9 protein-coding genes and 3 pseudogenes are annotated in these 12,538 nt (G+C 41.6%); 4 read left to right on the top strand and 8 right to left on the bottom strand.

Annotation, left to right across the window (positions count from 1 at the left end):
* Positions 1-73: 73 nt before the first annotated feature.
* From istB to DW947_RS16705, 6 genes and pseudogenes are all read right to left on the bottom strand, one after another.
* Positions 74-850 carry an IS21-like element helper ATPase IstB gene (istB, locus tag DW947_RS16730; protein WP_016272400.1) on the bottom strand — a complete coding sequence of 259 codons (777 nt, stop codon included), beginning with the start codon at positions 848-850 and terminating at the stop codon, positions 74-76.
* 21 nt (positions 851-871) lie between these two features.
* Positions 872-2,485, bottom strand: a complete 1,614-nt coding sequence (istA, locus tag DW947_RS16725; protein ID WP_016272705.1) for an IS21 family transposase — start codon at positions 2,483-2,485, stop codon at positions 872-874.
* A gap of 123 nt (positions 2,486-2,608) precedes the next feature.
* Positions 2,609-2,845, bottom strand: a pseudogene (locus tag DW947_RS16720) (PcfK-like family protein); the annotation flags it as partial.
* 12 nt (positions 2,846-2,857) lie between these two features.
* Positions 2,858-3,079: a hypothetical protein gene (locus DW947_RS16715; protein WP_008142557.1), complete on the bottom strand. Its 222-nt coding sequence runs from the start codon at positions 3,077-3,079 to the stop codon at positions 2,858-2,860.
* Positions 3,080-3,090: 11 nt separating this feature from the next.
* Complete coding sequence (locus DW947_RS16710) at positions 3,091-3,306, bottom strand: hypothetical protein (RefSeq protein WP_008142558.1); 216 nt, start codon at positions 3,304-3,306, stop codon at positions 3,091-3,093.
* The gene (locus DW947_RS16705) at positions 3,303-3,647 is read right to left on the bottom strand and encodes a hypothetical protein (RefSeq protein ID WP_008142559.1); all 345 of its coding nucleotides are present in this window, start codon (positions 3,645-3,647) and stop codon (positions 3,303-3,305) included. The genes DW947_RS16710 and DW947_RS16705 overlap by 4 nt, the downstream gene beginning before the upstream one ends.
* A 963-nt stretch (positions 3,648-4,610) precedes the next feature.
* Between DW947_RS16705 and DW947_RS16695 the strand changes: the two genes are divergently transcribed.
* The 4 genes from DW947_RS16695 to DW947_RS16675 all read left to right on the top strand — a co-directional run bounded on the left by DW947_RS16695 (position 4,611) and on the right by DW947_RS16675 (position 10,258).
* On the top strand, positions 4,611-5,330 hold the full coding sequence (locus DW947_RS16695) for a hypothetical protein (RefSeq protein WP_117962366.1): 720 nt from the start codon (positions 4,611-4,613) through the stop codon (positions 5,328-5,330).
* Positions 5,317-6,339 carry a ComEC/Rec2 family competence protein gene (locus DW947_RS16690; protein ID WP_008142566.1) on the top strand — a complete coding sequence of 341 codons (1,023 nt, stop codon included), beginning with the start codon at positions 5,317-5,319 and terminating at the stop codon, positions 6,337-6,339. Before DW947_RS16695 ends, DW947_RS16690 begins: the two co-directional genes overlap by 14 nt.
* A gap of 656 nt (positions 6,340-6,995) precedes the next feature.
* Positions 6,996-8,132: a hypothetical protein gene (locus DW947_RS16680; protein WP_008142569.1), complete on the top strand. Its 1,137-nt coding sequence runs from the start codon at positions 6,996-6,998 to the stop codon at positions 8,130-8,132.
* Positions 8,129-10,258, top strand: a complete 2,130-nt coding sequence (locus DW947_RS16675; protein WP_117962368.1) for a Mov34/MPN/PAD-1 family protein — start codon at positions 8,129-8,131, stop codon at positions 10,256-10,258. Before DW947_RS16680 ends, DW947_RS16675 begins: the two co-directional genes overlap by 4 nt.
* 1,204 nt (positions 10,259-11,462) lie before the next feature.
* On the opposite strand, the pseudogene DW947_RS16665 reads toward DW947_RS16675, so the two are convergent.
* A pseudogene (locus DW947_RS16665) lies at positions 11,463-11,886 on the bottom strand (GNAT family N-acetyltransferase).
* Between the two features lie 64 nt (positions 11,887-11,950).
* Positions 11,951-12,535 (bottom strand): annotated as a pseudogene (locus tag DW947_RS21915) (Crp/Fnr family transcriptional regulator).
* Between the last annotated feature and the right edge of the window lie 3 nt (positions 12,536-12,538).

The following is a 12,538-nucleotide window of genomic DNA, read 5'->3' as shown; positions in this document are numbered from 1 at the left end:
TGTAGCTAACACTTGAAAAGGGACCCGGGTAGCATTTGAAACGTGTACCACCCGATAGGTTTTGCAAAGTTAATTAAATTTGTTTATTTATCATATCTTGTGTTTCTTTCATTCTGTACGATTTTCCCGTCATGTTCAGTAGAATCGCCTTGTGCGTTAGCCTGTCTACCATTGCTGTAACTAGTACTTTGTCTGCAATAATCTCGTCCCATCTGTTGAATGCGAGATTTGTTGTAATGACGGTTGTTTTCTTGTCAGTTCTGAGTGACAGATGGTTGAACAACATCTCCGCTCCCGCCTTGTCACAAGAAACGTATCCGAACTCGTCGCAGATGACCATGTCGTATCGTTCGAACTTGTTCTCGAGTGCCCTTAGTGTCATTGCGTTCCGGCATTCCCTTATCTGCGTAAGCAGTCTGGGCACGGAAGTGAACAGTACGGAGTATCCCGCGTTACAGGCCGCAATCCCCAAGGCTGTAGCCAGATGGGTCTTTCCGGTACCGGGATTCCCGTATAGTATAAGGTTGCGCCCTTCCTTGATGAAATCAAGTGTCTCAAGGTTTGGCAAGGCCTTCCGCGCTTCTGGCGGAAGCGCGTCCGTGTCTATTTCGTTGAGGTATCGCAACTGTGGGAACGCGGCATTTTTGATGCGATGCCGACGCTGGTTCTCCGAGCGGTTTTCTTTTTCCTGACGCAGGAGTTCGGCCGTGAACATCCACAGGTTCCATCGTTCATCAAGTCCTTGCTGTATAAGCAGGTCGATGTCGCGTCGTACCAGAGGGAGTTTGAGGTCGAAGGCATACGCACGTATCCGTTCGCGTATGGAGTCTTGATTTTCGTTTTGTTCCATTGCTATGCAATTTTTATGTTGTTAGACGGTAACTTTGTTTACAGGTTGTTGTGTGGCGCCACATCCGATCATCGCCGAAAGTGTGTCCAATGTCTGTGAGGCCGATTCTTCAATGGCGGTCTGTTGTGGATCGGACGGGGTCAGGGTGGCCGCGTCTTGACGGACGTTTGCGGTTCCATTGCCGTCACTGGCCAGCATCTCGGCGCTCAATTGTTCGGAAGACAGGCGTTTGAGTCCCCGGGAGGACAGACGGTCTGCCGCAGCCAGTATGTCGGCATAAGTGCGCTGGTTGTCACGGGTAAACACGAGCAGTTCGACAAACGATCTGGGAGAATCCGTAAAATGTTTGCGAAACAGTGCCGCCACGTCCGGGTGTACCTGTCGCATGGCCGTGGATCGTCCCAACGCCGCAGGCTTGCGAAGGAACGTGCCCAGATAGTGCATCAGGTCGATACACCAGTCACCGAGACGCCGGGAGCGTACATGCGTGGCTACCTTGTCGCGACCGTCAAGCACGACAATACGCTCGGAATACATCTTTATGGGTACCTCCCGACCGACAAGCCGGTCAGGCACAGAGTAATGCACACCATCGACGGTAATGGTGGAATACTTCCCGACACGGGCATGCCGCTGCTCAAAGCAGCCCATGTCACCGTGGTCAAGCGGCCGCAAAGCCGCAATATCGGCCTGTACGCGCTCCTTCTTCTCTTGCGCAGACATGTTGGAAGCCTCCCCGTTGAGCCTGTCACAGACCTTGTCAAGATGACACTGCGCCTGCTCCAGCGAACCGAAACGGACATCATAGGCGAAAGCCCGCCGGCGGATATGTTCCACCGAACGCTCCACCTTACCTTTCTCCCATCCCGAACGCGGATTACAGAAATGAGGGGTGAAACAATAGTGGAGTTCCATGCGGCGCAGGGCATCGGTATGTTCGCGCTCCTGTCCAAGGAACTTCTTGACGGCCACCCGCATGTTATCGTAGGCCATTACTTGCGGCGTGCCCCCCAAAGCACGGAAGCAGTTGCGGTGTGCTTCCATCAGGGCCAACGTGTCCTCGCGGGAGAACAGGTATGCCCGCCGCAGGTTGCTATGGTTCATCGTGAACACGGCCATGTGCAGCTTCGTCTTGACACCGGCAATCCAAAGTGTCAGCACGCCCCAGTCAAACTCGCACCGGAACCCCGGTTCATACTCCTGGCGGATGAACGCCGCCGGGGACTTGGCTGGAGCGGACACCGCCACTTCCAATGCACGGACATACTGGCATACCGTCGAATAGGCAATCTCTATGCCTTGATCGCGCAACCGGCGCCACATGTCAATCTTGCGCATCTGCTGCTTGCGCAATCCGGCCGCGGCATTAGACCGGTTGCGGGCCATGAAGCCGTCTATCGCCTCCATCACCTGCTGGTTCATCACTCTGCGGACACGTTTGCTGCTGTCATAGCGCACCGGCTGCTGCAGGTACGTGTCCATTGCTTCCGCATCGGGGTTGTCACCGACCGCTTGTTCGAAAGCCCGGAGATACTTGCGTACAGTCTTGCGGCTCATGCCGTTACGACGGGCGATCTCACGGATGCTCAATCCGTCACGCCTATAGGCGAGAATTATGGAATCTCTTTCTTCCATGTGGTACATATTATGAACGCCATTGGTTTTTATGAATATACCAATTTTGTTCGGTTAAACATACCCATGGGTGGGGCACTTTTTAAATGTTGTTCCGGGTCCCTTTTCAAGTGTTAGCTACAGGATAGGCTTGCCCACCTCTATCTCGTTCTCGTCATAGTAGTGTACGGCTTGTCCGTATATCTCCCCGTCCGTGAAGCCGTTGCAACCGCTTTTCTGCACATAGTTCAGAATGTAGGTCACGCAATCGTCTATGTTCTTGGCAGGGTTGCGGTAGTTCTTGGCAAATAGCGCATCTTCCGCTGCACGTTGCTCCAAATACATCTGTATCGTTCTCTTGAAATGGTCTGTCGTTTTCATATCGCTGTTGTTTTAGATTGTCTGTTTCAGTATCTCTCTCCAATAAGTCGGCTCCACCTCGCTCAAAAGGAAGTCTGTAAAGTCCTTCCGTGCGTCTTTGTTCAGTTCGTGGTAGAGTTCACGGAACACGGATATGTTGCCGTTGATGTACGTTTCCACCATGTACTCGAAGATGTTGTCCACCCCGTAGTATCTGCACTGCTGCGCTGCTGTCTTGCTGTTTCTCTTTGCCATGTCGGTAAGGATTAAAGGGTGAATAACCAAAGGATGAAGCCGAAGAAGACGATTGTGGAAAGAATAGCCACGATTATGCCTATCGCCACTCGGAACACTCCGTTTACTATCTCTCTGACAATACCCCAAAGGATGTCTAACACCCCAAAGACGGTGCGCACGATGAGGGAGCATATCGCAAACCCTATGTATTGCGCCATTTGTCTGAAGTCCATTGTTGCTGTCATAATGTTTCTTTTTGAAGTTCCACAATTCGGTCTATCCTGCCGTATAGGTATCTGCGAAGCCCTGTCTTGTCCGTTGCCTTGTATTCCGTCCATTGTCCGTATTGGCTTACGAGGTAGGTGCGGAGAACATCGGAGAAGTCAAACCTCCAGCCTTGCAGGGGGACTGCGTTCTTGAAGTAGGTGTTGCTGTTCACCTTTTCTGTGAGCCAATCCTTTTCCTCTCGGTTCATCTGTCCTCCGTTGTTCAGTTTCTCACGGAGATTGTAAACCTTACTGCCTTTCAGTGCTTCCAATGTCGGCACTTCCCAAGCCACGAATTTTGTTGCCATTGCTGTTCTCATATCCGTTTTGTTTTTGATTTTTTATTTTTAATGCGGATTCAAGAGCTGAGGGAGTTGAGTTTCAAACTATCTTATCTGCCTCTCGTTTATCCGACATTTTTTTTATGCGTCTTTCTGTCGCATCGGTCGTTTTCGTTTCGGGTGCTTAAAAAGGTAGGGATTAGGGAATGCAAGTTTTTTCGGGAAAAATACTACCCGAAGGGCTGGAGATTTTTCCCGAAAACAGGAGGCTTGACCTTGCTTTCCCGTCAAATCCCGGAGTTACCTTTGCGCCCAGAACGGAAATGACTGCCTGATGCGACTCACTGAAAGGCGCGAAAATGGAGGTAAACGGAAGTAGAGGCAGATTAGACAGAAAACTTCAAAAGAGAAATCCGTGAAAAAAGGAAGTCCCCAACAAAAAAAGGACATAGCCGGTAGCGTGAAACCGGGCAAACCACCTGCAAGGAAGTATGGTTTTATCTGTCTGGCCGGACGTGTCGGGGCGGGCAGATAAAATCATTCTTCCCGGTTTGCCTGCTGTGGGTGACGGCTTGTTACATTTATGGACAAGCGGTCATACACGGCTTTCCGCTTCCGGCTCAAAGGAACAGCGAAAAAGAAAAATCATCTGAAAAACCGTAAAAGCACCTCTTTGGCATAAGCACAAAAGAAATGGGCTTTGCCTCATCAGTCTAAACTGTTGCTTAGGCGTGAGGCAAAGCCCTTTTCTCAGCTTATGCGATAGTCGGCACACGTTCGTTCAAAATTCTTTTGGGCGATGGTGTACTGACGAATAAAGCCGCTTTTACGGAAAAAAACGATGAATGAATTTTTGTGTATCTCAGACACTGGCATAATGTCACAACATGCTGACATAACGTCATGATATTCTTAGTCGTAAAGAAATAGCACTATAAAATTGATTGGAACTGATTTTGGCATGAATATTGTATAATTAATTCTGTGTTAATTTAAGAAAAAATGAATAAGTACGAAAAAGAAGCAAGAGTTTATCCAGCCATCGTGGGTATGATAATCCCCATTATCTTGACTACATTGTATGTCACATCGTTTATTCCAGATACCTTGGACGTATGGAAATCAATAATTGCCAAAATTGGATTGTTTATTCCGGTAGCTCTAATTTATGGTGCATTAGCCTATTGGGTTCGTCAACTGTTTATTGATGCCTCAAAACAATTGTTTCAATTCCGTCTATTTAAGGAAGATGAAACAGAAATGCCTACAACAAAACTTCTTCTTTGGAGTAGCGCTGAGCGAAAATCTGAAGCGGATATAAAACAGATTGCGGCAAAGGTGGAGGCTGATTTTGGCATTCGGCTGTTGTCAAAAGATGAAGAAATTGCTAATCCATCCGAGGCTAAACGTGCTATTGTTGATGCAGTTGGAAAGATAAGGGAGGTAACTCGCAAAAACGAAAATCTTCAACAATATAATCGAAAGTATGGTTTCTGTCGTAACTATCTTGGAGCATGTGTGTATGCTATAGGTGCAATCATTTTTGCTCTTGTTGTAAATTTCATTCTAGAGATGCCATATACAAAAGTATTGATGGTGGCTTTAGTTGCTCAGGTATTGTTTGGTATTATCAATTATGTATCTTACAAGTCCAAAGCCTACGATTACGCAAGAGCAATGTACAATGCATATATAACAGGAGCAGAGTATGAAAGAGAATAAAATGAAATATGAATATGAAGCCCTAAAAGTGGGAGATGCTGATGCAATACTTATCAGGCACTATATAGGTAATGAACAGTTCATCATATTGATTGATGCTGGCAATGCAGGTGATACTTCTATTATAAAAAAGCATCTTAATGATTATTATGGAAGTTATTACATAGACTTAGCTATATGTACGCATCCAGATAGTGACCATAAAGATGGCTTTTTCGATTTACTTCAAGATGATGAAATTACTATAAAAACATTCTGGCTAACCGATCCTGCCCAATATCTTGATGTCAATGACATACAACGTTACAAAAACAAAGAGAATGCAACAAAAGCAGTCCGTAAGATTTGGCAAAAATCTACAAACCCCAATCTCAACCTTATTGATTTGGCATTGGATAAATGCACAGAGGTAATAAGCGTAACCGATGGTGTCCAACACCCAATCCTTCCAATAAGCATTGTTGGTCCTTCGGATAAATATTATGGCGAGGTAGTAAAGGCAATGGTCGCAGACTATGGTATTAAGACATATGAAGATAGTTCAAAAGAAGCATACGATGATACGTTCAAGATTGACGAGAAGGATATAAAGAGTGTAATCGACAATGATGAAGATTCATCCCCTTACAATGCTTCTAGCCTAATTATCTTGTACGAACCAGAGGATGGCAAAAGACTACTTTTTGCAGGAGATGCAAATACTACCTCTCTTCAGATGATGCTGAACAAATACAAATGGTTGAGAAATGTGGATTTTCTTAAAGTTCCACACCATGGAAGCCGTAGAAATTTGAATACATCAATTATAGAGGCTCTTTCTCCCCAAAAGTGCTATATATCTGCTGCTGGCAATAAGAAACATCCAAGTGGACGTTTAGTGTATTGGCTTGCAAAATATGGAAACGTTTACTCTACCCATACTTGTAATTCCTATATACATTGTCAGTCGGCAGCTATGCCAAATAGAAATGGTACTGTAAAATTATATCCATTAAAGAAAAAAGAATAGAAAAAAATGGATACTTCCATCTGGCTGAACAAGTTCTGTTAGATGGAAAATATTCATTTTTCAAGTTTGCCAGCTGTGTGTGGTCGCTTGTTTCATTCATGGGATAGGTAGCCACACAGCTTCCTTTTTTCGCTTTCGGATTAAACTACTCGCTTTTACGGAAAAACTATGAATGAGGGAATAAAAAACAGGGAAATCATATCCAAATCTCGGATAAAATAGCTACTTTTGCATACGAAGAGTTCTTTGAAGGTTACGCAACGCGCAGAGGAATAATGCAGTAGATAAATTAAGACATAAGACTTACAAGAATAAGAAATATGTAAAGCGTGTAGATGAAGCTGTTAATTGTTTGTTGGATGTAACTAGATTCGATGATATACTGTTCGATTATAACTGCATCTATGGTTTTTATCGTAACCTGATTGCGACAATATTTATGGATGGTATTGTCTTGTTTGCTCTTGCTGCTATCAACAACTGGGGCTTGTCACTACCACTTGGACGTTTCTTCTTGTGGGGAGGAATTACCTGTGTTATAGTCTCGTTTATTACCACATGGTTTGCATATACAAATGGTAGAAGATATGCAAAGAGATTATATAACGTCTTCTTGAATTTAGATGATGATAAGAATAACTACTAAAAAATAAGCTATGGAACATATTATTAAATATTATCCCGTGGGCAATGCAGATTGCACGCTGATTAAGTTAGATAACGGCAAGACCATTATAGTGGATTGCCAAATACTTGAAGACCTGACTGATGGTCATGGTAAACAAGTAATGTTTGATGTAAAGGCTGACTTGCTGCAAGAGTTGCATAAAGATGTCGCAGGTCGTCCGTATGTTGACCTATTCATCAGCACTCACCCTCACGATGATCATTGCAAAGGATTTGTAGAAAACTTCTATCATGGAGATGTGGCTGATTATGACAAGGATAAAAACAAAGACGAGATTATTATAGAAGAGCTGTGGATTACTCCTCGTGGCTTAAACAATAATTTGTCTGCACCTGCTGAAGATATACGCAAAGAAGCGAAACGTCGTAGAAAGCTATACGATGATGATGCGAACTTCAATGGTTCTAAAGGTAACTATTTGAGGATTATCGGATACGATAAAGACAAAGAGTTCGACAGCAGATATTGTTACGTTCCTGGCAAACTCGTTACAACTGTTCATGGTGCAAGTCTGTCTTGGTTAGACATTTTCATCCATGCTCCGTTTAAAGAAGATGTTGAGACAAGTAAGAAGTATGACGACAAGAATGCAACATCAGTCGTTGTGCAGTTTGGTTTTAAAATAGATGGATATACTGGTTACAAGAGCCGTGTGCTTATGGGAGGTGATGCTGAATACGAAATTTGGCAACACATTCTTGACAATAACACAGATGAAGAAAAGTTGAAGTGGAATATATTCCTTGCTCCTCACCATTGCTCTTGGTCGTTTTTCAATGAATCAGACAATAAGAAAGAAATAAAACCGTCTGCAGAGGCTATATTGAAAAAGCAGATTGGTAATTCTGCACATATTATAGCTTCTTCAAATGAAATAAAGAACAATGATAACAATCCTCCTTGCTACGAAGCTAAACAGCAGTATATAAAGAAACTGAATTCTGGTTCTTCGCATTTCCTTAATACCGCTACACATAGCAAAGTAGGGAATATACCACAGCCCATTGTCTTTAAGATTAACGAAAACGGAAAGACACTTAGAGAGATTTCTACAGTGGCGGGAGCATCATCTATTTCTAATCCTGCACCACGAGCTGGCAGATGAAAGATTATAACCATAAAATAACAAATGGCTCTCCAATTAGAGGTGAATACCTAAAACTTTCGAGAGCCAAGGCAATCTATAAGGCCGCCATGGTACATCCTTACACAAAGGATGTACTGTGTTATGTCAATGGCAAGGGGGATGCCATTGTCAAAATGCGCATGACGCATCTTGAAATTCCAGACGAACCTATTTATGAAATATGGGACGAAGAGGAAATAGCAATTATTTGCCATTCAAAAGATATCAATATACCAGAAGTATATGCACTAAGAAAAGATTTTCCAACGGAGCTACCTCATTCAAATGCAAAGCCGTTTACACGGCCTGTATCATTATGTGTGTCGGATGTCGCATTTGCAGATATTCGACCACAGTTTAATGCACACGATTTCTTGAATTCCATAAGACGATGGTTTAGCTTGAATAGCATAAACAAATTGCATGAGTCAAACCGTCCACTGGAGGTCTTCTTCGGGTTTCAAGAAGTCTGTTGTATTTTGAATGAACGCTTAGGTGGTAATCCATATATTAAGTACTCCCCAAAGACGAAGTATTCTTCTACCTTGGAATTTGTTGAGAAAAGTAAAGCTACCCACTATTTAATTGGTATTCCTACAGAAAAAATCCATGCAAACAATTTTGTACGAATACCTCAAACGATGGGAGATTTGAAAGACGTCCAGTCAACTGACGAATTCTCTTTGACAGACAGTCTTTTGGCTGTTTTGACAAAAAGTGTAGCAGGGAAGGCTACACTTCCGTTAGTTATATCGATTTATATCACTCAGACAAGCAAAGATGACAAAAAGACTTCACAGGAATTGTTCCTCATCAAAACAAACTGTCTTCCTAAGGATATAGTACATAAAAAGAAGGTTCTTACTAAGGATGCGTTTGAAAAATGGTTTTATGAATTGTCTGTAGAAGTTGTACTATTAGAATTTATGACTTCACGTAGTGGAAACGCCATCAATAATGGAATCAAAGAATGGTTCAAGAAAGTGGGAGTTATCGGAACTGGCACACTTGGCTCTGCTGTAATCGATCATTTTGTGAGACAAGGATGCTCTGAAGAAATCTGTCTAGTTGATTGTGATATATTGTTGCCACATAATCTTAGCCGTCATACACTTACCACAGACAAAGTGATGACCTCAAAGGTTCGTGCCATCAATGATAGCTATCATGGCATCTTGTTTCAGAAAATAAATGCCATAGAAGGAAACTTTCTGACGTTAAGCCGAAATGATAGAGAGCGTCTATTTAAGGACACTGAGTTGATAATGGATTTTAGCACTTCCATAGCAGTTGAAAGGAAACTTGCAGACGAAGAACATACATTCCGTAGATGTACCTCATTCTTGAACCCCAAGGGTGATGATGTCGTGTTGCTAATAGAAGATAAGGACAGAAATTCTCGTCTTGACTTGTTGGAGATGGATTATTATCGTAATCTGATAGTGGATGAAAGGTTTGCTCTTCATTTGGAACAATCAGGAACCGTGCGTACGAATACTTTCAGTTGCAGATCAGAATCGATGATACTTAATTATGAAAATGTACGTGTATTGTCGGCCATCATTTCTAAACAAATCAGGAAATATTATACGTTGGGGCAAGCTTGTTTGAGTATTTGGCACTTTGATGCCGAAAAAGGAACAGTGTCAAGTTTGCCGATGACAATCACAAATTGGCACCACGAAGTATTGGGAGATATTCAAGTTTATATCTCCGATGCTGTAGAAAAAGAAATTCAAACAATGACATTCACATCACCAAATAAGGAAACTGGCGGTTGTTTGTTTGGTAGCTATGACCGCAATCATAATAGCATTTATGTATATTATATGGTTCCAGCTCCAGAGGACAGTATTCATAGCCCTGTATCTTTTGTTCGTGGATTTAAAGGATTGACTGCGGAATATGAGAGAATAACGAAATTGACATATCATCAAGTGCGATATTTGGGTGAGTGGCATTCGCATCCCAATATGCCTAACACTCCAAGTGAAACAGACAAAAAGCAGTTTAAAGAATTGTGGGAAGAACAGCAATCTCAGGATCTACCTTTTGTTCAGATGATATATGGTAATAATGGATTGTTTGTTGCTGCGGTAATGTAAGTTTCGAGTCAAAGGTTATATAAAAAAGGATAGTCTAATTCATCTGAGGACTGTCCTTTTTCATTTATTTAGGGATATTCAGTAAATATCCAAACAATTGTTCTACAGAATGATATAAAATTTGTAACTTTACAAAGAACCCCCGACAGACCTTCACAGGCTTGGTTCGGGGGTAATTCTTTAAAAAAACGTTGTGAAGTTACAAAAAATATCCCAAATAGAACCTACTCTGCCGTTGACAGAGTTTGATTTTCTAAAAAAATGTCCTTTCCTGAAATAGGTTGACTCGGTTTGCAAACCGAGTCAACCTATTTCAGGAAAGGACAAATACTTCAAAAAAACAATGAGTTATATATCGAAATTTGGTCATATTGTTATTTTTCACTATTTTTGCATTGTTCCAATTTAGCCTATCAAAGCTAAGCAGAACAGCGAACTCTTCACGTTGGATTAGACGTTGGACTTTGAAAACTTGATTAAATAAGATATTGGTACAAAAGGGATTACGACTTGAGTTCGAGTCCCGTACGCACCGCGAAAGCAAATAGCAAATTAAAGCAAAGCTCTGAAATTCAAGTATTTCAGAGCTTTTTCTTTTTCTCGCTCCGGCAAAAATGGGGACCCGAAATATCCGGTGCATAAGCAATTTTCGAGTTTCAGCTTTCTCAGACTTACATCACAAGAATAAGAAACTGAGCAGCAATGAATGGGCAGACCGTCCTCCGGATAGGGACAAAACTGGAAGAAGGTATAGGCAGAATCCACGTATGTCCCATGCTTTTTATTATGAAGGTTCATGTAAACCCTCGTCCCACGCACGTGGGCTCGACGGTTCACGCAGGCAAACCGGCGAACACACATGCGTGGGACGAAGTTTTGTAATAAGGTTTCGGGAATTATGCGCCAAGCTTCTCTGCATTACACACAGGACATGAAGGGAAAAAATGCCCATATACGGGGAGCCAAAGCCATACTTCCGGCACTATAGACAACGGAGTTCGCCCCTTAATCACCATATTTGCACAAAGAAAACGGAAAATAAGCCCAAAATAGACATTAACAAATATTATTTATTATAAACAAAAAAAACAGAAAAAAAACACGTGGTTAAATTCTTGCTGTCAGATAGTTAAAGCCGAATATGAGAAGAAAAAGTAGTGCTGGCAAAAATGATGATTTTTAAAATCGGGGTCTGACTTACGAACTACAACTGCATGTGTAAAATAGGATATTCTTTACCTTCTCCGTCCAAATCGGACCTTTTGTATACGCTAAAGCCTATATATTTATAAAAACCGACAGCTTGAATATTCTGCTCGTTCACATCGACTTTCGTTACCTGCAAATGATTTATGGCATAAGTAACCAGTTTTTCCCCAATTCCTGTGCCTCAATAATTATTGGTAATAAACAACATTTCAAGATTTCCTTCTGCAATTCTCATAAATCCGATTAAGATTCCCTCCTGTTCAAACCCGAATAGAGCGACATACTGAAAATATACCGAAAGCTGTTCCTTATAGTAATAGAAAATCTTCCTCTGTAAGAAAATCATGTGTACTCAATACTGCAGTTTCCCAAATTTCTATCAAACGTGGATAATCCGTAACTTTAATTTTTCTAATCATAATTGTAATTGCTATTTAAAACCGCAAAGTTCGGAACTTATACATTCAATACACTGAACCCAAGTTAAAAAATACATTTACGGATTTTGCTTAGTACTTGTGGCATGATACCCAAATAAGAAGCTATATCTTTGAGTGGTATATAGTTTAATGTAATGCCATATCCTTCAATCATCTGTAGATAATACTATTCAGGAGAATATTTAATCAAGTCGATATTTCTTTTCAAGAGTTTACTCAGTAGTATAGCATTCAAATCTTCAAATACAGTTTTTACCTTAGGAATAGCAGTATACAGTTCATCTACTCGCTTCTTGTCTATTCGGTAAATAACGCTATCTACAATTGTCTGCACATTAAATGCAGATCTTGTTTGTAAGGTAAAAGACATGTTCGACATTGAAAACGTACCTTCTTTACAAAACCAAAAAATTTACTCTTCCCCTTTATGATTCAAAAGCCAACAACGCAACATCCCATCAAAAACGAAATAACTATATCTTTCTATTTCTCCTTCCTTAATCAAAAATGTATCTTTACTAATCAATATCCGCTCAAAATATTGGTCAAATGACTTAGATTCCTCCAAATTAAAAATATTGATGCTAAAATTAAATCCTTTAAGTAATTTTTCTAAAAAGCATAATATTTA

Source organism: Bacteroides sp. AM44-19, from assembly GCF_003603395.1.
Classification (GTDB): domain Bacteria; phylum Bacteroidota; class Bacteroidia; order Bacteroidales; family Bacteroidaceae; genus Bacteroides; species Bacteroides uniformis.
This window is presented reverse-complemented; position numbering and strand designations above follow the sequence as displayed.

Excerpts from the sequence above, each read along its gene's own strand:
- istB (WP_016272400.1), bottom strand. The coding sequence starts at position 850 with ATGGAACAAAACGAAAATCAAGACTCCATACGCGAACGGATACGTGCG.
- istA (WP_016272705.1), bottom strand. The coding sequence starts at position 2,485 with ATGGAAGAAAGAGATTCCATAATTCTCGCCTATAGGCGTGACGGATTG.
- DW947_RS16715 (WP_008142557.1), bottom strand. The coding sequence starts at position 3,079 with ATGGCAAAGAGAAACAGCAAGACAGCAGCGCAGCAGTGCAGATACTAC.
- DW947_RS16710 (WP_008142558.1), bottom strand. The coding sequence starts at position 3,306 with ATGACAGCAACAATGGACTTCAGACAAATGGCGCAATACATAGGGTTT.
- DW947_RS16705 (WP_008142559.1), bottom strand. The coding sequence starts at position 3,647 with ATGAGAACAGCAATGGCAACAAAATTCGTGGCTTGGGAAGTGCCGACA.
- DW947_RS16695 (WP_117962366.1), top strand. The coding sequence starts at position 4,611 with ATGAATAAGTACGAAAAAGAAGCAAGAGTTTATCCAGCCATCGTGGGT.
- DW947_RS16690 (WP_008142566.1), top strand. The coding sequence starts at position 5,317 with ATGAAAGAGAATAAAATGAAATATGAATATGAAGCCCTAAAAGTGGGA.
- DW947_RS16680 (WP_008142569.1), top strand. The coding sequence starts at position 6,996 with ATGGAACATATTATTAAATATTATCCCGTGGGCAATGCAGATTGCACG.
- DW947_RS16675 (WP_117962368.1), top strand. The coding sequence starts at position 8,129 with ATGAAAGATTATAACCATAAAATAACAAATGGCTCTCCAATTAGAGGT.